This window comes from Legionella stuttgartensis, from assembly GCF_977063405.2.
Window position 1 is genome coordinate 131465 of sequence record NZ_CDRUHA020000110.1, and the last position, 21443, is coordinate 152907.

The following is a 21443-nucleotide window of genomic DNA, read 5'->3' on the forward strand; positions in this document are numbered from 1 at the left end:
TTACAATCCATTCACTAAAGACGCAAACGATTCACCGCGATGATTAAAATCACGGAACATATCTAAACTAGCACATGCAGGAGACAATAAAACAACATCGCCTGGTTTGGCTTGCGACTTAGCTACAACCACAGCATTATCCAAGGAGGAAGCGCGCGAAATAGGTACTACATTAGCTAATGCAGCTTCAATCTTATCTGCATCTTCACCAATTAAAATAATGGATCTTACATAATCAGCTATTGGCTGAGCCAGTTCACTAAAATCAGCGCCCTTTCCTTGCCCGCCGGCAATAAGTACAATCTTTCCTTCCATAGAACCTCCTATTCCATTAATAGCAGAGATAGTTGCACCAATATTCGTCCCTTTAGAATCATTAATCCAATCTACGCCATCAAGAGTTCGCACCCATTGAGACCGATGCGGTAAACCTGTAAATGAGGTCAACACACTGTTGATGTGCTGATGTGAAATTCCTGCAGCATCCGCTAAAGCAGAAGCAGCAAGCGCATTAAGCCAATTATGAACTCCTTTGATCAACACAGACTCAACGGGCAAAATGCAAGTACTACCTTTTGCCAAATATATTTTATCTTCTTGAGTAATCAAACCCCAATTATTTTTTTCAGGGGCATTAATACCAAAAGAAATACAATTCACATCTGTAGCTGGAACAGTGTAATGATCATCGCGATTAAATAATGCCACTTGCGCTTGATGATACACTCGCTGTTTCGCTTGCGCGTAAGCTTCCATTGTATGATGTCTATCTAAATGATCAGGAGATACATTCAGAATGGTAGCAGCAATTGGCGCTAAAGAATAAGTTAAATCCAATTGAAAACTGGACAATTCCAAAACCCATAAATCATACTGATGCTCATCATCAAGCATATCAAGAACTGGTGTTCCAATATTTCCGGCCACAGCAACTTTATATCCAGCTGCTTTTGCCATTTCGCCTACTAAAGTAGTCACCGTTGATTTTCCATTAGTTCCAGTAATTGCAATCACTGGAGCATGAATCTCTCGAGCCAAACACTCTATATCACCATATACAGAGATGCCCATTTGTATGGCCTTTTTTAAAAACGGTGTATCCAAAGACAAACCAGGACTTGCAATTATATCTGACAACTGGCCTATTACTTCATCAGGAATATGCTGAGTATAAACAAGAACATCCGGGAATTCTTCGGTAAATTCAGTCACACTTGGAGCTTGTGCACGAGTATCAAAAGCAATAAAAGGTTTATTTTTTCTACGTAAATACCGCGCTACCGATATTCCAGTTTTACCCAAACCTGCAACCAAATACAAAGGAGAATTCATGAACGCACCTTTTTATCGAAGTTTTAAAGTGGCTAACCCGCATAAGACAAAAACAACAGTAATAATCCAGAATCTGACAATTATCTTAGGCTCTGACCATCCTTTTAATTCAAAATGATGATGTAAAGGTGCCATTCTGAATAAGCGTTTCCCATGGGTATATTTAAAATAACCTACCTGTAGAATAACGGAAATTGTCTCTATGACAAATAAGCCACCCATCATTAATAAAACCAGTTCTTCTCTAATGACCACCGCGACAATACCCAAAGCAGCCCCTAAAGCCAAAGAACCCACATCGCCCATAAATAACTGAGCAGGATAACTATTGTACCAAAGAAACCCAAGTCCTGCGCCAACAATCGAAGAACAAAAAATTGTTAATTCTCCGGTATTTGGAACATAAGGGATACCTAGATAAGGTGCATAGACTGAATTGCCAGAAGCATAAGTAAAGATCCCCAGCGCACCTGCAACCATAACTATAGGCATAATGGCCAATCCATCCAGTCCATCAGTCAAATTCACCGCGTTGGAACTTCCCACAATTACAAAATAACCTAAAACAGGGAAGAGAATACCTAAACCTATGGTTAACGATTTAAAAAAGGGTACGGTTAATTGAGTATGGACAGGTAACGTAGCATGCATGTATAAATAAATTACAGCAATAAGAGCAATGACTGATTGCCAAAAATACTTCCAACGTGCAGGCAACCCTTTACTGTTTTTTAATACCAGTTTGCGGTAATCATCAACCCAACCTACCACCCCATTTGCGAGCGTAACCAAAAGAACGAGCCATAAACTGGACTGTTGCAAATCACCCCAAAGCAAACAACTCACCGTGATTGCCAACAAGATTAAAACACCCCCCATAGTCGGGGTTCCTGCTTTAGATAAATGTGATTGAGGACCATCATCCCGTACCATTTGACCAATCTGTAAGCCGCGCAACCAGCGAATCATCACAGGGCCACACAATAAACCCACTAGAAGTGCGGTTAGAGAAGCTAAAATGGATCTGAAAGTCAGGTATTGAAAAACTCTTAACGCATGATATTGCCCTTGAAATAGCTGCGTTAGCCAGTAGAGCATAATTGTTCCTCTTGGTTAATCCCAATTATGGGTTTGTGTTAAATACTGCCCACTAGAATAATGGGCCAAAAAAGCGGCCAAGCATACCACAAACCTACATACCATTCAGCATCGTAAAAAAATATTTCTTTGGTTCTTTATTGTCACATAGGTTGTCGTTAGATCACCTCAATCTATCAGTTGATGCACAATTTTTTCCATTGCACTGGATCGAGAACCTTTTACCAAAACAACAACATCTGGTGCTAATTTTTCTACCAGGCTTTGCACCAATAACTCTTGGCTAGAAAAATGCTCACCACCAACACCAAATGACTCAGCAGCTAATTTGCTGTGTGAGCCACAACTAAGTAACTGATCAATACCCAATCTTCGCGCCGCAAATCCAACTTCCTGATGGTGCTGAGTTGCCCAAGTCCCCAACTCCCCCATATCGCCAAACACAAAAATTTTTTTGTTAGGGCGTTCTGCTAATACCTCTAAAGCGGCTAAAACAGAACGTAAATTTGCATTATAAGTATCATCGATTACTGTAGATTGTTTTTTCCCTTTAAGAACTGTCAAACGTCCTTTTACACCGCCAAAACCATTCAGTCCCTGTTGAATCTCTTTTATGGAAATCCCCACTGCATAGCAACATGCTGCAGCAGCTAACGCATTACGAACATTATGCAAACCAGGAATTTTTAAATGAATATCCGCTTGTCCATTAGGAACGATTAAAGAAAATTGACCACAACCTTGCTCATCTAGAACAACATCTTGAGCATAGATGTCTGCAGGATGGTCTAAAGAAAAACGAAGAACCTTTTTATCAATCAATAACTCATCCCAAAAATGAGCATAGGCATCATCATCATTAACTACGGCTACACCGGCAAGAGATAAGCCTTGATGTATTTCTCCTTTAGCGCGAGCCACACCATCTATAGAACCAAACCCTTCCACATGTGCTGGAGCTATATTGTTAATCAATGTCACATCGGGATGAACAATTGCAACAGTGTGTGCGATTTCACCCGGATGATTTGCACCCAACTCAAAAACTGCATAACGATGTTGATTATTTAATTGTAATACGCTTAATGGGGCACCAATATGATTATTAAAGTTTCCTTTGGTCGCATGAGAGGGAGATGGTAAAATAGCAGCGATCATTTCTTTGGTTGTAGTTTTTCCATTAGACCCAGTCAAAGCGATGACGGGGCAATGTATATTGTGTCGATGCGCTGCTGCTATTTTGGCCAATGCTTGGATGGGATCTGGAACAACAAATTGCGGTATACGCACTCCATCTACAGCATGACTCACTATTGCAGCTATTGCACCTCGAGTTTCTGCTTCTTTTATAAAATCATGTCCATCAAACCGTTCACCACTAATGGCAATAAATAGACTCCCTGGCTTGAGTTCACGGCTATCAGTACAGATACCAGTAAGTTCAGCATTGATCTGACATGGTTGGGCAAGTAATGCAGCAACAGTATTTAGGTTCATAGTATTAAGACATAGCTAAAAGTCTAGTGTACTAACACTTGTGCGTAGAGTTCAAGTGGGTAATAACAGTAAAAAAAGTTTAATTCTTATTCCCTACCCAACTGCAACCTGGATGCGGCTCAACAAAATTCAGATTTAAAAAAAGATTAATAACCGTATCCGATTCCCGGGGCCTCTATGGGACCCGGGCTAGAAGAGAGACCTATCCAACAGCAGACTCAAAATGAGACTGATTAATTTGTAATAGGCGATAATAACGAGCGATACGATCTTCAGTTAAAGGCTTACGCTGATCATCAAGTAAGTGCGCATCCAAACCTTCACTTAATTGCCTTGCTGTCTCTAACATCACTGTAAATCGCTCCATATCAATCCCGGGATTTTTTGAAGAGTGCATATACAAACAAAGACCACGCACACTAAAGGCACCAATATTTTGTAAATCAAAAACCCCTGTCGTAGTTGCAGCTGCCAAGCTACATAAAACAGGACCTTGACCATTAGAAAATTGATGGCGATGAAATAATTGACCTTCGCCAAAACGTAAACCAGCGGCCAAAACGGTTTGTAATAACTCATATCCCGCAAATTGTCTGTTTTCTTTTGCAAGCAAAAACATCATCAAAGTAGGTTGATTATCAGTTTGACCTTTTGTCTCAACGTCTATTTTAGGTGTTGGTTTTGGTTCAATTTCTATCTTTAATTTAATGTCATCTTCATCATCCATAGGCATTAAACGTGGTTGAGAAGGCTTTGTTGCAGTTTTCTTTAATTGCAAATCCTTATCCACTTCAATTTTACTCTCCATTGCCGTAGCATTCACTTTACGTACTGCAATAATGTCATCATTATAATTCTGTGTGCTATCGGAACTCCTTTCTGGTGATCCCAGATTAGGTTGATAACGTTCTGGACTTAAGCTCTGTCTTCGAGCTTTCATTAAGCGCCCAATTGCTACGATAACGCCAATTAACAACAGGACATTAAGAATTAAGCTCCAATTTGCCTGCATCATTTACTCCATAGCCAAAGCTTGTGTTACATCAACCGCAACCAAGCGAGATACCCCAGGTTCACGCATAGTTACCCCAATCAAATGATCTGCCAATTCCATGGTAACCTTATTATGTGTAATAAAAAGAAACTGTACGAATTGTGACATCTCTTTCACTAAAGCGCAAAAACGCCCCACATTTACATCATCTAGAGGTGCATCCACTTCATCTAGCATACAAAAAGGTGAAGGATTTAACTGAAAAATAGCAAAAACTAATGCTACCGCAGTCATTGCCTTCTCTCCCCCGGACAACAAATGAATGGTACTGTTTCGTTTTCCCGGAGGTTGTGCCATTACTACAATACCAGCTTCCAACAGATTATCACAAGTCAATTCAAGCTGCGCTCTCCCACCACCAAACAACCGCGGAAATAGTGCCTTGAATGAAGAATTGACTTGATCAAAGGTATTTTCCAAACGTGAGCGGGTTTCTTTATCCATTTTTTCAATGGCTGTTTCCAGAGTTGCTAACGCTTGATTTAAATCATTATACTGCTCATCCAAATACACTTTACGTTGTTGTTCTGAAGTAAACTCTTCAATTGCAGCAAGGTTAATAGCACCTAAGCGTTTTATTTTTTCAGAAAGGGCGATTAATTCATCTTCCCGCATAACTTGAGTCACACCAGCAGGTATCAACTCCAGTAATGCTTGTGCTTGCAAACCCAATTCATCAAGCGATTCATGTACGGAGCTAGCACGCACAGCCAAAGCCTGCTCTTCCATTCGAGTCTGGCTAATTTGTTCTTGGATGCGTTTTACCTCAAAATCACAGTTTAAAATATTTTTCTCACTCTCTTCAAGCGCCATCCTTAATTGTGAGGACTGCTCTCTACTTAGAGTCAGTTGTAATTCCACTTCACTATGTTTTTGCAACTGGAGGGCCAATTGCTCGTTGAGCTCTTCCCCTGGACCTTCTGTCTGCAAGCAAAGCATTGCTAAATTTTCCAGCCGCTCCTCCAAAATATTTAAACGATCTTGTTCTCGCTGAATGCGATCGTTAATTTGCTGTATTTTATTTCGCTCTCTGTCATATTCTAATTCTGCATGATGGAGCACAACACGAGACTCTTCTACATGTTTATTTTTTAAAGCCAGAGCCTGCGACCATTCTTGCTTTTCACGTACACATTGCTCATGTTGTTGTTCATAATCTCGACATTGTTCTTCTAACGCATGCAATTTCGCTTTTATATCATATTCTTCTGCAGCCATTTCTTCCAAAGTAAGGGTCAACTCTTCGCACTCGGAGGCTAAAGCGGTTACTTGTTTTTCAGCATGAGCGATGGCTTGTTCATTAGAACTCATAGCTACACTATTTATTCTTAATGCCTCATTACTAGCGTTCACATTGAGTTGTTGTAATTCGATCTCCTTTAAACTTCGCTGTAATTGCAGATGGGTTTCATCACGCTCAGTTCTTAAGGTTTCAATTCTTTGCTGGAGCACCTGAACAACTAGAGATAATTCAGAAATTTTTTGTTGGCGTGCCAATAATCCTAATTCATCTTGAGTTTCTGGAGTAACAAATTTCACCCATCCCTGCCCCAACCAAAACCCGTCGGGAGTTATAATCGACTCATGCCCGGCTAACTCAGGCAACCAGCTCAATGCCTCATCAAAATCTTCCGCAGTATAAATATGCTCCAACGGGCATACATGTGCCGGGATATCCCCTTTTATTTTCTCTATGAGACGTGGATAAGGCGCGGATTGATGCACAATTTTTCGCAGCGTAACAATATGTTCGCCTTGCCGCTCACAAATTGCTCGCTGTGGCCATAGTTCATCAAAAGTTTCGAGCACATAGGCATGTAATGCTTCGTTAAGGACGCGTTCACAAGCAGATTGCCATTTGGTTTCCACCTGTAAAATATCCACTAACCGAGGTTTTTCTGACCATTCCTTAATTGTATTTTTGTTGCTTTGCATGCCTTGTTTTGCAGCACGCTGGGCTGCCATCAACGCGGCATGCTCACTATTTGCTTGATGGAAATCATCTTGTAATCCATGTAGCTTTTGCTCTACATCTTGTAATTTGGCGCGTAATTGTTCGGCATTTTCTTGACTTTGTTTGAGTTGCAGTTCATCAAACTCTTGATCTGCAATTAATTTAGTACGTTGACTCTCTAAATTTTCACGTGTTTGTTGTAAATCTGCTACAGAAATAGTTTCTTGTTCTAATTGAAGCTTCTCTAATCTTAATAGGGTTTGCTGATGCTTCTCTTCCAAATGCTGGGCTTTAATTTGTGCAACTTGAAATTCCCTTTTCAGAGTACTGCTCTGTGTCTGTACCTCCTGCCAATGAAGCTCCCACTCTGCATGTTGTTTTTGCGAAGCGAGCCAACTCGTTTCTTGTTCTTTAAATTGATTCCTTAGTTGCCCAAGTTGTTTTTCCAGATCACATGCGTGCTGCTGACTATGAAGCAATTCCTCTTTATCGTGTTTGAGTTGTTCCGCAGCTACCCGCCAATCCTCCTGCATTTGCTGTTGATCTTGTTCCAAACGTTTTTTTTCACGTGTCTGCTGTTGTATGGTCTCTTCCAAACGTGCAATTTCAGTTCCCAACTGATAAAAACTCGCTTGAATTTGTTGCGATTGTGCATCTGCATCATGCAGGGTTTCATTCAAAATGATCCGCTCTTTATTTGCTTTGGTTAATGCACTTTGCTGTTGCTCATATCCAACTGCAAATTCTTGTATTTGGCGTTGTTTTATTTCTTGTTGGGCAATAAAATCTCGCCATTTTAGCGCTAAAATTTCTGCCCGGCATAACCGCTCTTCATCTTTCAGAATAAGATAACGTTCCGCCGCTTTAGCTTGGCGTTCAAGACGCTGTAATTGTTTGTCTAGTTCTTCTCGAATATCAGCGACACGAGTTAGATTTTCACGCGTATGATCAATACGTTGTAAGGTCTCTCGTCGTCGTTCTTTATACTTGGAGACACCTGCCGCTTCCTCGAGATGCGCTCTTAAGTCTTCCGGTCTGGCTTCAATCAGCTGAGAAATAGTACCCTGACCAATGATTGAATAACCACGAGCTCCAGCACCAGTTCCAAGGAAAATATCGGTGATGTCTTTACGTCGACAACGGCTGCCATTCAAATAATATGAAGAATCACCATCGCGAGTTACAACGCGTTTTACGGCAATTTCGCCATAACTGGCAAAAGGACCTGTCAAACGTCCAAGACTATTATCAAAAACCAGTTCAACTGAAGCCTGACCTACAGATTTACGATTTGAAGAACCATTAAAAATCACATCGGCCATAGATTCACCCCGCAAGTTACGTGCGGAACTTTCTCCCATAACCCAACGTACAGCATCGATAATATTTGATTTTCCACAGCCATTGGGGCCAACAACTGCAACCAATTGGCTCGGAAAATGAACCACTGTAGGGTCAACAAAAGATTTAAAACCGGCTAATTTTAGTTGCTTCAAATGCATAGGTCTGGCAATTTTAAACTAAATAAGCAGGCATTATAACTGAGGATGAGCAGGCTATCCATATAAGTACATAACCTCTTTCCAACTGAGTAAGAATTGAAAATGTCCTGTGAACTCTAGTAATTATTCAAAGCTAATTTGACAAACAAATGAACAAGGATATAATTTGGCCATTTAGTAAAAAATGGATAGATTATGAAGCGTGTACTCAATAAATCACTCACCCTCCTAATACTCAGCACTGCTTTTCTTTTTTCAAATCCAATTTTTTCTGATCCACCGAATTTGACTTTAGTAAAAAATGAACTCAAAACCTATTATAATTCAGGCCTTTATCAAAAAGAGTTAACGCAAGTCATTGAAAATGCCCAAAGTTATATTGATCAACAAGCCGAACTGAACCAAAAAGAGAAATCAGGTAAAAAACTCGCCCTGATTCTAGACATCGATGAAACCAGCTTATCAAATTATCAATACATGATTAAGCGTGATTTTGGTGGGAATCGCGAAGCATATCATCAAGACATAATGGCTGCTAATGCCCCAGCAATTGAGCCTATGCTCACTTTATATCGAGATGCACAAAAACATAATATTAAAGTGTTTTTTGTTACAGGAAGAAATGAATCTGAGCGCAAGGCAACGGAAGAAAATTTGCACAAAGCTGGTTATACAGGATGGTCCGGTCTGTATTTGCGTCCCATGAATTATTCCTCAAAATCGATTATTCCATTTAAATCAAATACCCGAAAAATGCTCACTGAAAAAGGCTACATTATTGTGGCCTCGATAGGGGATCAATATAGTGATCTTAAAGGTGGATATGCGCAAAAGGTATTTAAGTTACCCAATCCCTTTTATTATTTACCTTAAGACCCTGCTTGCGGATCAGGTCAATTCCTCATGGGTTTTTAGAACTATCAGGTACAATTTCATGTGTATCCTGATGAACTATATCTTTTAAAATAAGTGACATTAACAATTGAACTTGTGGTTCATACATTTCTCGTTCATATCCTCCTTCTAATCCCCAATATACTTTTTCGATGCAGCTTTTGTTCTCTTGATATAGTTTAAATAAATTCTCATAAAAATAGGTTAAGTCGGTTGCGTTAAAACGAGTTTTTCGTGCCTCTGCAGTTCCCATAAAATGACCATCAACAAATTTCCCACAGTATGCAGTTTCTTCTTCGTGAGAATCCCACCCTGTAGGTAAAAACAGAGCTACTTTTTGCTGATTCATTTTAGCCTGTTTTATTTCCTCTTCAATTTTTTCTAATGCAAAAACCAAAGCCGGATGTACTACGCCAGGTTTACGTACTGTGCGACTTAAATCAACTGCAAAATATTCGAAACTTCCTCGTTGCCATGTCTGAATTTTTTGTCCTACATCCGTCCCACTCTTGTTGAATATTTTAGAAATAAAAGCATCATCTTGTTGGGGATAAACCCTCGAGTCAAAAATATCAATATGGCGTATATTCTTATCCGAAGCTGAATTCATCAAAATATCACATAGACCATTGTCTCGATTAACATCCGTTCCAACAATAATATGTCTTAACGGTTTACTCGATGAGCGCTCAAGATATTTAATTAACACTGCTGACTTATTTAAAATACAAAAACCACTTCCCTCGTTACTGTTTGCATGATGCGTCGGCAGACCAAAAGAAAATTGTATTTTGCCCGAATGAAATAAAGTCATGGCAATATCTTTGATTAATACTTCAAATGATCCTGGAGTTACGATGATATCTGGAGATAATTGTTTCCATCCTTTTTTTTGCGCTTGAATACAGAAAATAATAAGTTCCTGCAAATACTTTAATGTATGAACTGCTAATAATGCCTGAAGCAGTTCATCTTCTTCAGGAAATTGAGCAAGAAGAGCTAATGCAACTTCCGCATCTCCTTTCTTCATTGCCGCAAATAATTGCTTCCAGTGTTTCGGTAACTTCACTAAATCAGTAGTAGCTACAGGTAAGGAAGAGTTCGTTGATTGAATTTTTGCAATGACCTGGGTCATATGTTTGAGACGTTCAAATTGATCTTCATCCGCACCTGCAGGCATCGCATGCATTTGATCTATATCTTGGGTGGATGGAATTTGAACGCAACATTCTTGGGCGTTATGTGCATTAGGAGAAACCTTTGGTCCAAAAAAATATTTATGCTTCATCTTCATTAATCCATATGAAAGTAAGGAGCAAAGGAGTTTCTAATCCAAGCGAAACTCCTTTAATTTTCTATTAGATTATAGAGTATAGAGGCATGATGCAATGAAGCAGGACAAAATTAATTTAAGACCACAGCACTATAGGGATAGGGTGGCGGTCCATCATAGCTTTCAATCCCGTCTTTAATATCTATAAGTTCTTGCGATAGACCTTTACGCGATCCTGATTCAATGGCTTTGGGCCCCGCAAAAAATGTTAATCCAATTCCAGTAGCTGCCGCCAGAGTAGAAGCAATCCCAAACACAAGTTCTGTTTCTAATATACCTAAACCTAATGAGATACCCCAGGCACTTAATATGGAACTCGAACCAGAAGTAGCGATAAAACCAGCAATACTCCCACAAATAAGCAATGCCCCAAATACGATGAGAAGACTACCTAAAACCTGTTTACCAATAGAGGTGCTTCCAGATGCATGTTCAGCGATTGCTCCTAAACGTGTCGCTGATTCTTTATCTGTAGGATTAACTAAAGCGACATTCAAAAGAAGGACCGTTCGTGCATAAAAATGATAATCAATTTCCTCCTGATTTTTCTTTTTCTGCTTTACTTCAGCATCAATTAAATTGGCCGCATTGATAATGTGTTTTTGAAGTGCGGTAGGCTTTAGCGGTGTATTTTGAGAAATATAAGCAAGCCCATCAGTAAGTATTTGCTCTTCTAAATGAGGTAAATATTGTTCTTGAATTGCAAAACATGCTGGGGCGCCTTGTTTATTACTTTCAAACCAGGCAGTCGCACTATAACCTGTTAACATTGGATAAGGCAAATCTCCATGTTGCGCAAGATGTGTACTTTCAATAAGACTTCCTAGAATTTTTTCGAACTCAGGGTCTTTACCTTCTTTTTGTACATTAGAATACATATCCCATAAGAAACCACACAAACGAAGATAATTACTGCGATGGATTTGATTCAGGTAGTCAGGCTCTCCTACTAGAGGATAGAAGGTCAGTTGCTGTAAATACCGAACAGCAATCAAGCAAGTACGTACTTGAGGAGAAAGACCAAACAGGTGAGTGTCTTCGTAATTTACCAATGCCCCCCAAATTTTATTGGACAAATCCTGGACCAATTTCATCGGGTTTTCTTGTAACGTTTGTATAAATATCTCTGCTGCGGGAATATGCTCATTTAACCATGTTCTTCGAGAAAAAAAGTTCTGCAAACGTTCCTGGGCCTCTCTAATTGCCTGCTCCAAAGGGTAGATCTTATGTTTGAATTGATTACGTTCCTCTTCCAAACGACTTAATTCCAGTTGTAAGTTGAACGTATTGAGTATCCCAATACTCTTTCCATAGTAATGAGCTCTTGGACGTGTTGAATCTTGGACAAGCGCTATATCCATAGACAGCTCATGTTCTATTAAAGAAATTTTTAAATTCAGGGACATTAGTTCGTTTTGAAGTGGTTGCAGTTGTTGCCTCTGATACTCAACAAATTGTAAATGTTCTGATATTTGATTTTCGAGTGGAGTTAATTCTGATTGCCAGGACATGAGATCAGTATAATTGTAAACAACAGGATTAACAGTAGGCATAAAGATCCTTTCAAGTGGTTACATTAGAAGCGCAGTTGATTATACATGGTGGGAACTATTGATTCAATTATTGCATTTTATACCCAAAAATAAACTGTATATTATTGAATTTTAATAATAAAAAAAGTTCATGAGAAATTAAAATACTATTGTTTTTCATGCCCAAATCAATAGCTAGAAATCCCTTTATATGCATTTGCTTTTCCTAAAACATGCATCAATAGGTAGCGTGGCACATAGGCAAAGAGATACAATAACAACCGTTCCTAAAAATAATCAAGGGCAGTAGTAATGAGCACCCAAAAAACTTTTGGACCTTATTTTTTTCCATTTATCTTAATTACGGCCATTTTTCTAGGGGGCCTTACAGGTTACTTATTTGGGCCAGCTACTCTCTATTTAAAGCCTTTTGGTGAGATTTTTCTTAACCTAATTTTTACGGCGATTATCCCTTTAATTTTTTTTAGTATTTCTTCCGCAATTGCACGAATTGGCTCCATGGGCAAACTGGGTAAGATCGCTTTTTATATGACGGTTGTATTCCTATTTACCGGAGTGATAGCAGCAGTTTATGCTCTTTTTATTGTCAGTCTATTTCCTCCTGCTCAAGGAGTTGAGTTAACACTCAACGCACCAGAAAAAACATCTGCATTGAGTTTTCTCAATCAAGTTGCCGATATTTTTACTGTTCCTGAATTTAGCAAACTTCTTTCGCAGCAGCATATTCTGGCACTTATTATATTTTCAATCCTCGTAGGCCTAGCAGCATCGAATACCAATGAAAAAGGGAGGATATTTATTGATTTTTTAAAAGCAGGTGAAGAAATTTTCATGCGTGTTTTTGCTTTGATTATGTATTACGCTCCATTGGGTTTTTTTGCTTATTTCGCTGTATTAGTCCATGACCTAGGTCCGCAGTTGATGGCTAATTACCTACGAATCGCTGTTATTTATTATACGTCCGGAGTCCTTTATTTTATTATTGCTTCGACAGCTTTTGCCTATTTAGCTGGAAAAACTCAAGGTATAAAATTATTTTGGAGTAATATTTTTCTCCCCGGAGTTACCGCAATTGCCACTTGCAGCAGTGCCGCAAGTATTCCTGCTAATTTACTGGCAGCGAAAAAAATGCGAGTCGCACCCGAAATTTATGAAACAGTAATTCCTTTGGGCACCATTATTCATAAAGATGGTTCAGTAATCGGTGGGGTTTTCAAGATTGCTTTTTTATTTGGAATCTTTCACTTAAATTTTTCAAGTCCCGGTGTGCTACTTACTGCCTTAGGAATTTCATTGTTAGTTGGTACCGTAATGGGCGCAATTCCCAGTGGAGGCATGCTTGGTGAGTTACTTATCCTCAGTGTTTATGGATTTCCTCCTTCAGTTTTAATAGCAATCGCAGCAATTAGTATTATCATTGATCCACTTGCGACTATGCTCAATGTAACATGTAATACAATTAGTAGTATGATGGTTGCCCGTTTTGTTGAAGGGAAAAAATGGCTAACTTAAGATATCGAATGATTATTGAAGGTAAATTATGAATCAACCCTACAAAAAATTATGGCGCTCACGTAAAGATCGAAAAATTGCTGGAGTATGCGGTGGTTTAGGTGTTTATTTTGGTGTAGATCCAGTATGGGTAAGAATTATTTTTGTTATTTTTTTCCTACTGGGTGGTGCCGCATTTATTGCCTATATTCTGTTATGGCTTATCATTCCTTTAGAACCTGAAGACTGGCAAGATGCATAGTACCTAAATCAACGTAAAAAATGACTTGAGAAGGGAGTTTTTTCCCCAAGCCATTAGTGTAAATTTAAGAAAGTGCACGATATTCTGTTGAAGCTTTAGGAGTCTTTAATAATTCATGGAATGAGGAGAATGCCTCTTCAACTGTAGGTCGCAACTCCGGAGCTTTACTCGTCATTTTCTCAAGTAATGAATAAATACATTCGGCCTGTTGGGCCGTGAAACCAAACGTTCTTTGCATTTTACTAATGGCCCCTTCTTTCAAGGGCCCATCGTCTTTAGGTGCTAAGAAAGCCACTGGAGCAACATGTTGCGGCAATTCAATAAACTGTAACATCTTATAAGTGGTTATTTCTAATAATAAAGCGATTGTTATGGCAGCAGAATAAACATCACTCGCATAACTATTCCCTTCTCCCTTCAATATTTCAGGTGCAGCCGTAAAAGGAACACCCGCATTACCTCGTTTTTCCCCTTCTCTAACTGACAAATTGAAATCAAATAATGCTGCTGAGAGAGGGTGTTTTCTCAATCCCAAATTATGGATACCAATATCACTATGAATAACTTTTCTTCCATGAATTTTTACTAAGCTTTCTAATAACCCCATAATTGCCACATAGCGCTCATCCGCGGAGAGAGAAAATTGCATATTTCCTGGATCTTGGTTAATAAGGTAACGCGATATTTTTTTACCAACATAAGGCATAAAGAAGTTGTGTTGCCAGGAAGTCGCACGAACGCCCTTTAACATGCCAACCGTTTCTAAAATTTCACCTTCTCGTTCAATAAGTTTAAAATCAATGTTGTTCCCATGCTTAATCACTTTGACGACCATTTTTTCCTGACGGCCATCAAGATGTTCCACTAAAATCTTTTTAGCTGTCCCAAAGGCACCACCACCCAGTTTTTTTGAAGCAATTAATTTGACTGTAGTTTTGCCTTGCGAATGAGGTAAATCAATCTCTATCGTTCGATTTGCTCGGGCTTTTTTCCAATGACTTTGGACATCGCGAGCTACAAGTGCATTACTTTTTAATTCTTGTTGGCGTTGTTCTGACACAGGCACCTCTTGGTCATAACGATAAATTCGTCCATTTACCATGCGTGATTGATATAAGCGCGCTGGTTTTGTTCTTACGATTTTATCGCTCTGTACTGAACTCTCGGCATTTCTTTCTTGAAGAGGAGACGTCTTCTGCATAGGGCTTTCAACATCGCGAACATCAATCCCATCCCCAGTATCTATCGTAGAAATGGATTTTGTTTCCTCTACTTTTTGATCATGACGATAAATCATTCCATTTATCATATAAGAGCTCTTCTTGGGTACTTTGCTCTTAGGTTTTTCTTCTATTATTGCAGTATCAACTTGTAATGGTTGTTTTTTTTGCTCAATGCGTTGATCTTTTACTGTAGGGGGTTTGGGTTGCAAACTTCGATACAGATCGATCATTTCTTCTCGAGACATATTTGCTTTTTTTCTCGACTCATACTGCACAAGTAGATTGCGTGCTTCCTCATCACTAATAAATTGTTTTTTAAGATGCTCAGGAGGTGATTTAATCGATTGATAAAGAGAATTTCCTTTGTTTGATAGCTGCGTTAGTTCATGTGCTGTCTTTAATGGTTTATTTTCTTTACTTGTATCTATAGATGATGAGGTATTTTCTGCAGCAACCTTTGTTAAATTTGTTTTCTGAGAAAATAGTTTTCTTTTAGTCGCTCGCAAAGCATTTGAAATACTTAAACCACTTTCTTTATTCTTTTCAGGTTCCTTTTTTTTCTCTGAGTCCTTTTTGGAATGGTTTTTCATAATTTCATGACGCCCATAGCAACATATTGATTAAATTATAAACCTGCAAGCTTAAGGAAGTCTGAAATGGACAAGAAAACAGATAGCGTAAAAATACGTACTACATACGATGAATTTTAGTTCCGGGTAATGTTATATACCAAAACCCAGAACCACTAATTTAAAGTTCAGTCTGTGATAGAACAAAAAACAATGCATTTAAAATCGCAGCAATTCGAAGTACAGACTGTACTGCAACTTTATTTAAATCATGCTCCAACAATTGCTTTACATGTGAATGGATGCACATCCCACAGCCATTAATAGCAGATACGGCCAAAGCAAATAACTCAAAATCCGCTTTAGGTACCCCAGGATTTAACATACCATTCATACGCAAATTAGCAGGCATTGCTGCAAGTTCCTTATTTTCTGCCAAATGAATCGCTCGATAATATATATTATTCATTGCCATCAAAGCAGCAGCTGTTTTTACAGCCTGTTCTAGTTCCAAAGTAATGTAGGATGAACCCTCTGTTTTAATAGCATTGATAATATGCTTATCTTTTAAAGTATAAGCTACAGCTAATGCAACCCCATAAAACTGCGCTTCTGTTAAACCTGATTGGGCCACATTACCAAATAAATTGCTCACATTAAGACGAATATCCTTAGCAAAATCAGGTATCATTTGTTTCAATTGTTCTATAGACATACTTACTCTCCTCTACAGAAGCTCTTATCGATAAGAACTTCTGAATTTTGCTCAGGCTTATAATGTTTCACCACCAATGGGACGATTACAAGGACACAATTCATCAGTCTGTAAAGCATCCAAAATACGCAATATTTCTTGAGGATTACGCCCAACATTTAATGAATTAACACTCACATGTTGAATCACATTGTTTGGATCAATAATAAATGTTGCTCTTAAAGCACAACCACTTTCCTCATCCCTAATACCAAAACCATCCGTTAATTTTCCTTGCACATCTGCAAAACTGTATTGATTTAAGTGATGTAAGTCCTTATGTTCTCTTCGCCAAGCCAATTTAACAAACTCATTATCAGTACTTCCTCCAAGTACTACTGTATCTCTATCGTTAAATTCGCTATTTAATTTTGCAAACTCGACAATTTCTGTTGGACATACAAACGTAAAATCTTTAGGGTAGAAAAAAAGTACTTTCCATTTTCCTGAAAAACTTTGTTCAGTAATCACTTCAAAAGCACTCGCACCATTTTCTTCATGATTGTTAAAGCCAGGTTTTGCTGCAACAACAGAAAATTCTGGAATTTTTTGACCAACAGTTAACATAAAATTCTCCTCATTCGTTTGGTTCAATTAAATTATAGTTATGGTGTATAATTATTTAAAATGAATAAAATAGATAACTTTAATCGGAAAAATCGATGAGTAGATTAGTTAGCCTTAAACAGCTTCATTACCTAATTACACTATATGACCATCAACATTTTGGCCGTGCTGCGGCTTCGTGTTTTATTAGTCAGTCAACCTTAAGTGCAGCCATTACAAGTCTTGAAGAAACTTTGGAAGCACAATTACTTGAACGAGATCATAAAACATTTCTGTTCACTCCCTTAGGAGAAGAAATTGTTCGTCGCAGTCGACTGATTATTGAACAAAGCAATGATTTAGTGGACTACGCGCGCAATCAAGGGAAAGTAATGCAAGGACCGTTTTATTTGGGAGTAATTCCTACCATTGCCCCTTTTATTTTAAGTGATTTACAAAATCTGTGTCAGCAACTTTATCCGGAACTTATCTTATTCATCAGAGAGGACACTACGGACAATGTTTTGAACTATTTGAGTGAGGGAAAACTTGATCTTGTTATTTTAGCACTTCCCTACCCTACCCAAGAATTCCAGACACAGGTTTTATGCAAAGATTATTTTAAATTGGTATTACCCAAAACGTGGTCACATAAAGGATTTGACAAAGAAATCAGTCAATTGCCAGAAAACAGTATTTTCCTTCTGGAAAAAGAACACTGTTTGACAGGACATGCATTACAAGCATGTCAATTAAAAGAAAGCAAAAAGATCAATCATTTCTTCGCCACTAGCCTGCATACTTTAATTCAAATGGTAAGTCATCAGCCTGGAATTACTTTTTTACCTAATCTTGCAATTAATAGCGGTATTCTTACGGGTACTGATTTAGTCTCACTTCCTTTAAAAAGCGATTATGCCTATAGAGAAATTGGAGTGGCCTGGCGGGCAACCTCCCATAAAACACAAAATTACATGCTATTAACCGAGTTAATTAAACAGATTGTTGTTGCAAAATGCGCCGATGCTTCTTAAACGCATTTTTACAAATAGGCAGTGACAGTGTTGAGGTTCGAGGAAAATAAGGATCAAAAATCGAAATCTATTTTCTTGATTCATCTTCTTAAAACACACTCAATATATTATAGTCTCCCAAAATCATGGAGAAACATTATGCGACAATACATTATCTTTATCCTTTCTACGCTTGCCTTTTTAACATCAATGGATTCCTATGCAGAGGATCAAAAAACCGTGCGCACTCCTCAACTTTCAAATAAAGAAGTTTCAGTCTGGACCACCGTGATCTATCCGAATAAAAAACACAGTTTAAAAATGCATCGGCATGAACATAATCGAGTCATCGTTGCCTTAGATAATGGATTGCTAAAAGTAGTCAACAATAAAGGAAAAGAACATTTCTTAAAATTGGAAAAGGATAAGGCGTATTATCTCTCTAAAGACGTTCCTGGTGAATTACATACTGATGAAAACATGAGTAATCATCCCATCAAAGTTGTGGTCATTGAATTAAATAAATAAACGGTTTCGCAAAGACACGAAACCGTCTAATGCATTTTATGATCTTTTAGTAAGATTTTTATTCTGAAAACCACAATGGTGACCATGATGGACAGGCAATAAAACACCCAATTTTTGATAGGTTTGAAATTGAGTTTGAGCCCAGAGGGTACTTATTTTCGCATTAACACGATTTCTTTTTTCTACCAAGTTCGCTATATCACTCCATTTTGCATTTGGGGTAGCTAATTTGCCCCTTATTTGCATACTCAAAGCCCGTTTTTCTTTAATTAATGGAGCCATTTGTGTGCGAAGATTTTGTTTGATTTTAGCCAACTCCATCCGTTGCTCTGGAGTTAACAATTTACCAACATGCTGACGATAATGACCTGTTTGATTGATCGAAACTGTCGCACCAGATGCTACTGGTTGTGCTGTTGCAATACAGGTACTTAATACACTGAAAGCTAAGCTATTAATTAATAAGAAACGTTTCACATTCATTTTATTTCTCCTATTAGGTTCATTGATAAGTGTAATGAGGCAATGTAATAGGAATATGACAAATACGCTGTTTATTGTAACAACCCTGTTACAATGCTAAACATAGGGCGGTTTACTGTTATAATACAGCCTAATAGGCGGAATTTTATACGTCAAAGCTTAGGGTTCCGCTTCGCCGTACCTAGACACAATTTCTTTTATCAGGTGATTCATGAGCACAAGAAAAAGCCACATATTGATTATTGATGATGATCAAGAAATTACGCACTTGATTAATGATTACTTGATTAAAAATGGTTTTCGAACCACCTGGACCTTGAATGGCTTAAACATCAAACAGCTATTAAGAGAACATAATTTTGATTTAATTATTTTAGATATCATGCTCCCAGGAATTGATGGATTAAATCTATGTCAAACAATTCGTCAAACTCACAGCATGCCTATTATTATGCTCAGTGCAGCAAACAGTATTGCTGATCGGGTTGCAGGCCTGGAGTTGGGTGCAGACGATTATATTTCCAAACCCTTTAGTTCTCGTGAATTACTTGCACGTGTCAAAGCACAATTAAGAAGAACTCAGGGCGAATTACAACAGGATCGTAAAAAACTGACGCCACTACAACAAATTCATTTTGATAATTGGATTCTTGATCGGAATACCCATTCTTTAATTGATAAAGAATCTGTAGCCATCCCTTTAAGTCATAGAGAATATGAGTTATTAATTATTTTCTTAGAACACCCTGGACGAATTCTAAGTCGCGATCAATTGATGGACTTATTGTATGACAAAGACTGTGATTCGCAAGATAGAACGATTGATGTACTTATAGGCCGTTTGCGTAAAAAAATTGAGCTGGATCCTCGTAATCCACGATCCTTATTAACAATTCGAGGAGGTGGCTACCAATTCAAAACCAAGGTTGATTTGGTATGACCCAATTAACTAAAACGGCAAAAAAAACCCTAATTGGATTAATTCTCGGGAATCTATTAATAATTTTTTCACTGATGCAACTAGGGAAATATTATTATGAAAACATCCATTCGCCTCTTCCTCCAAAAGCAGTACGCTCATTGACTCATCTTGTCACCCTATTACAAAAAAATCCCCAATCCATATGGCCCCTGATCTTGCGAAATCAGAGTATATCCTGGGCTGAAATAACTTTATCTCCTAAACCCTTGTACGATAAAAATGCGTTTGTGACATTAAAAGCCCCTGTGCTTTTTAATTTAATAAAACAAAACAAAAAATTAGAATTCTCCGTTTTTATAAAAGAGAATAACTGGTTAAATATCAAGGTAATTTCCTTTTATCCCGTGCAAGCAAACTCAGTTGTCAGCCTGTTTCTTATCCTAATCGGTGCGTTACTCTTCATCAATTATTGGGCAGTACGAACACTCAATCAACCTATTCATACCTTAATCCAAAGCCTTCATTACAGTGAGCATCAAGAAAATTGGTTACCTATCCCAATAACTGGAAACCAGGATCAAAAAACTATTTTTAAGAAAATTAATGATCTCCAAGAAAAAGTAAACAAGCTTTTAGCCAATCGAACTCGAGTAGTTACAGCGATTTCGCATGATCTGCGTACCCCGCTAACTCGTTTAAAATTACGTGCTGAATATTTGGAGGATGATCCCAATTACAGCAAAATAATGGCCGATATCAATGAGATGGAACTCATGATTCGTGAAACTCTGGATTATTTCAGAGATGTAAATGTTGAGGAAAAACCCCAACTTTTTGACTTGGTAGCACTGCTTTCATCACTGAAAGATGATGCCATCGAACTGAACTATGATGTCAGTTTTACTAGTGAAACCACGAAACTGGTTTATTATGGTACGGTAAATTTATTAAAACGAGCGTTCAATAATTTAATTAATAATGCAGTTCATTATGGTTATAAGGCGATGATTCACTTAAATTGCCTACAAAATAAAATAGAAATTACAATTACAGACCAGGGACCAGGATTAGCAGAAGCAGATCTAGAACATGTTTTCTTGCCCTTTTACCGAGGTGAAAATTCACGTTCACGCAGTACAGGCGGCACCGGACTTGGATTAACAATTGCAAGAGAAATTATTCAAATGCACCAAGGCGATATTACGCTGACTAATAATTTCCAAGGAGGTTTAAAAGTAATTGTAACATTGCCCCTGAGAACAAATTAAATTTGCGCATATCGAAAAAACTCGTCATCCCAAACTTAGTGCTTCCAATTCACCTTAAGTTTTCCTTGAAACTAGGGGATCCCGCGGACAAGCCGCGGGGCGTGGTTATTGTTATAAGTCCAGTCAAAACTGAAGGTAAATTAGAAGACGTAGTGAGTGATCACCAA

18 protein-coding genes are annotated in these 21443 nt (G+C 38.2%); 7 read left to right on the top strand and 11 right to left on the bottom strand.

The annotated features are described in order from the left end of the window. From murD to smc, 5 genes are all read right to left on the bottom strand, one after another. Positions 1-1332, bottom strand: a complete 1332-nt coding sequence (murD, locus tag ACWTEW_RS36695; protein WP_454782926.1) for a UDP-N-acetylmuramoyl-L-alanine--D-glutamate ligase — start codon at positions 1330-1332, stop codon at positions 1-3. A gap of 12 nt (positions 1333-1344) precedes the next feature. Then, positions 1345-2430, bottom strand: coding sequence for a phospho-N-acetylmuramoyl-pentapeptide-transferase (gene mraY / locus ACWTEW_RS36700; protein WP_454782927.1), 1086 nt, complete (start codon positions 2428-2430; stop codon positions 1345-1347). A 168-nt stretch (positions 2431-2598) separates the two neighbouring features. After that, complete coding sequence (locus ACWTEW_RS36705; protein ID WP_454782928.1) at positions 2599-3927, bottom strand: UDP-N-acetylmuramoyl-tripeptide--D-alanyl-D-alanine ligase; 1329 nt, start codon at positions 3925-3927, stop codon at positions 2599-2601. Between the two features lie 202 nt (positions 3928-4129). Then, positions 4130-4939, bottom strand: coding sequence for a cell division protein ZipA C-terminal FtsZ-binding domain-containing protein (locus ACWTEW_RS36710; RefSeq protein WP_454783070.1), 810 nt, complete (start codon positions 4937-4939; stop codon positions 4130-4132). 3 nt (positions 4940-4942) lie between these two features. Then, positions 4943-8437, bottom strand: coding sequence for a chromosome segregation protein SMC (gene smc, locus ACWTEW_RS36715; protein WP_454782929.1), 3495 nt, complete (start codon positions 8435-8437; stop codon positions 4943-4945). 195 nt (positions 8438-8632) lie between these two features. On the opposite strand from smc, the gene ACWTEW_RS36720 reads away from it, so the two are divergent. Further along, on the top strand, positions 8633-9310 hold the full coding sequence (locus ACWTEW_RS36720) for an HAD family acid phosphatase (protein WP_454782930.1): 678 nt from the start codon (positions 8633-8635) through the stop codon (positions 9308-9310). Between the two features lie 28 nt (positions 9311-9338). On the opposite strand, the gene ACWTEW_RS36725 is transcribed toward ACWTEW_RS36720, so the two are convergent. Together ACWTEW_RS36725 and ACWTEW_RS36730 are read right to left on the bottom strand one after the other, a co-directional pair. Then, positions 9339-10619 (bottom strand): arginase family protein, encoded by a 1281-nt coding sequence (locus ACWTEW_RS36725; RefSeq protein ID WP_454782931.1) that lies wholly within the window; start codon positions 10617-10619, stop codon positions 9339-9341. Between the two features lie 116 nt (positions 10620-10735). Next, positions 10736-12217 (bottom strand): hypothetical protein, encoded by a 1482-nt coding sequence (locus ACWTEW_RS36730; RefSeq protein WP_454782932.1) that lies wholly within the window; start codon positions 12215-12217, stop codon positions 10736-10738. Positions 12218-12508: 291 nt separating this feature from the next. On the opposite strand from ACWTEW_RS36730, the gene ACWTEW_RS36735 reads away from it, so the two are divergent. Together ACWTEW_RS36735 and ACWTEW_RS36740 are read left to right on the top strand one after the other, a co-directional pair. Further along, the gene (locus ACWTEW_RS36735; protein ID WP_454782933.1) at positions 12509-13729 is read left to right on the top strand and encodes a dicarboxylate/amino acid:cation symporter; all 1221 of its coding nucleotides are present in this window, start codon (positions 12509-12511) and stop codon (positions 13727-13729) included. 28 nt (positions 13730-13757) lie between these two features. Continuing rightward, positions 13758-13970 (top strand): PspC domain-containing protein, encoded by a 213-nt coding sequence (locus tag ACWTEW_RS36740; RefSeq protein ID WP_454782934.1) that lies wholly within the window; start codon positions 13758-13760, stop codon positions 13968-13970. A gap of 64 nt (positions 13971-14034) precedes the next feature. Here the strand turns inward: ACWTEW_RS36740 and ACWTEW_RS36745 are convergent, their stop codons facing one another. The 3 genes from ACWTEW_RS36745 to ACWTEW_RS36755 all read right to left on the bottom strand — a co-directional run bounded on the left by ACWTEW_RS36745 (position 14035) and on the right by ACWTEW_RS36755 (position 17083). After that, a complete protein-coding gene (locus ACWTEW_RS36745; protein WP_454782935.1) occupies positions 14035-15783 on the bottom strand; it encodes a protein kinase domain-containing protein in 1749 nt (582 codons plus the stop codon). Positions 15784-15943: 160 nt separating this feature from the next. After that, positions 15944-16477 (bottom strand): carboxymuconolactone decarboxylase family protein, encoded by a 534-nt coding sequence (locus ACWTEW_RS36750; RefSeq protein ID WP_454782936.1) that lies wholly within the window; start codon positions 16475-16477, stop codon positions 15944-15946. Positions 16478-16534: 57 nt separating this feature from the next. Continuing rightward, positions 16535-17083 (bottom strand): peroxiredoxin, encoded by a 549-nt coding sequence (locus ACWTEW_RS36755; protein WP_454782937.1) that lies wholly within the window; start codon positions 17081-17083, stop codon positions 16535-16537. A gap of 95 nt (positions 17084-17178) precedes the next feature. Here ACWTEW_RS36755 and ACWTEW_RS36760 point away from each other — a divergent pair, with 95 nt between their 5' ends. Continuing rightward, complete coding sequence (locus tag ACWTEW_RS36760; protein ID WP_454782938.1) at positions 17179-18096, top strand: hydrogen peroxide-inducible genes activator; 918 nt, start codon at positions 17179-17181, stop codon at positions 18094-18096. Positions 18097-18234: 138 nt separating this feature from the next. Next, positions 18235-18603, top strand: coding sequence for a cupin domain-containing protein (locus ACWTEW_RS36765; protein ID WP_454782939.1), 369 nt, complete (start codon positions 18235-18237; stop codon positions 18601-18603). Positions 18604-18639: 36 nt separating this feature from the next. Here the strand turns inward: ACWTEW_RS36765 and ACWTEW_RS36770 are convergent, their stop codons facing one another. Then, the gene (locus ACWTEW_RS36770; RefSeq protein ID WP_454782940.1) at positions 18640-19086 is read right to left on the bottom strand and encodes a hypothetical protein; all 447 of its coding nucleotides are present in this window, start codon (positions 19084-19086) and stop codon (positions 18640-18642) included. A gap of 211 nt (positions 19087-19297) precedes the next feature. Between ACWTEW_RS36770 and ACWTEW_RS36775 the strand changes: the two genes are divergently transcribed. Both ACWTEW_RS36775 and ACWTEW_RS36780 read left to right on the top strand, forming a co-directional pair. Beyond that, positions 19298-20026 carry a response regulator transcription factor gene (locus ACWTEW_RS36775; RefSeq protein ID WP_454782941.1) on the top strand — a complete coding sequence of 243 codons (729 nt, stop codon included), beginning with the start codon at positions 19298-19300 and terminating at the stop codon, positions 20024-20026. Continuing rightward, the gene (locus tag ACWTEW_RS36780; RefSeq protein WP_454782942.1) at positions 20023-21276 is read left to right on the top strand and encodes a sensor histidine kinase; all 1254 of its coding nucleotides are present in this window, start codon (positions 20023-20025) and stop codon (positions 21274-21276) included. The genes ACWTEW_RS36775 and ACWTEW_RS36780 overlap by 4 nt, the downstream gene beginning before the upstream one ends. The last annotated feature ends 167 nt before the right edge of the window (positions 21277-21443 follow it).

Bases quoted from the DNA above. Each gene is read 5' to 3' on its own strand.
- smc (WP_454782929.1), bottom strand. From the start codon at position 8,437: ATGCATTTGAAGCAACTAAAATTAGCCGGTTTTAAATCTTTTGTTGAC.
- ACWTEW_RS36730 (WP_454782932.1), bottom strand. From the start codon at position 12,217: ATGCCTACTGTTAATCCTGTTGTTTACAATTATACTGATCTCATGTCC.
- ACWTEW_RS36705 (WP_454782928.1), bottom strand. From the start codon at position 3,927: ATGAACCTAAATACTGTTGCTGCATTACTTGCCCAACCATGTCAGATC.
- ACWTEW_RS36720 (WP_454782930.1), top strand. From the start codon at position 8,633: ATGAAGCGTGTACTCAATAAATCACTCACCCTCCTAATACTCAGCACT.
- ACWTEW_RS36725 (WP_454782931.1), bottom strand. From the start codon at position 10,619: ATGAAGCATAAATATTTTTTTGGACCAAAGGTTTCTCCTAATGCACAT.
- ACWTEW_RS36765 (WP_454782939.1), top strand. From the start codon at position 18,235: ATGCGACAATACATTATCTTTATCCTTTCTACGCTTGCCTTTTTAACA.
- ACWTEW_RS36770 (WP_454782940.1), bottom strand. From the start codon at position 19,086: ATGAATGTGAAACGTTTCTTATTAATTAATAGCTTAGCTTTCAGTGTA.
- mraY (WP_454782927.1), bottom strand. From the start codon at position 2,430: ATGCTCTACTGGCTAACGCAGCTATTTCAAGGGCAATATCATGCGTTA.
- murD (WP_454782926.1), bottom strand. From the start codon at position 1,332: ATGAATTCTCCTTTGTATTTGGTTGCAGGTTTGGGTAAAACTGGAATA.
- ACWTEW_RS36760 (WP_454782938.1), top strand. From the start codon at position 17,179: ATGAGTAGATTAGTTAGCCTTAAACAGCTTCATTACCTAATTACACTA.
- ACWTEW_RS36750 (WP_454782936.1), bottom strand. From the start codon at position 16,477: ATGTCTATAGAACAATTGAAACAAATGATACCTGATTTTGCTAAGGAT.
- ACWTEW_RS36745 (WP_454782935.1), bottom strand. From the start codon at position 15,783: ATGAAAAACCATTCCAAAAAGGACTCAGAGAAAAAAAAGGAACCTGAA.
- ACWTEW_RS36775 (WP_454782941.1), top strand. From the start codon at position 19,298: ATGAGCACAAGAAAAAGCCACATATTGATTATTGATGATGATCAAGAA.
- ACWTEW_RS36735 (WP_454782933.1), top strand. From the start codon at position 12,509: ATGAGCACCCAAAAAACTTTTGGACCTTATTTTTTTCCATTTATCTTA.
- ACWTEW_RS36710 (WP_454783070.1), bottom strand. From the start codon at position 4,939: ATGCAGGCAAATTGGAGCTTAATTCTTAATGTCCTGTTGTTAATTGGC.
- ACWTEW_RS36755 (WP_454782937.1), bottom strand. From the start codon at position 17,083: ATGTTAACTGTTGGTCAAAAAATTCCAGAATTTTCTGTTGTTGCAGCA.
- ACWTEW_RS36780 (WP_454782942.1), top strand. From the start codon at position 20,023: ATGACCCAATTAACTAAAACGGCAAAAAAAACCCTAATTGGATTAATT.
- ACWTEW_RS36740 (WP_454782934.1), top strand. From the start codon at position 13,758: ATGAATCAACCCTACAAAAAATTATGGCGCTCACGTAAAGATCGAAAA.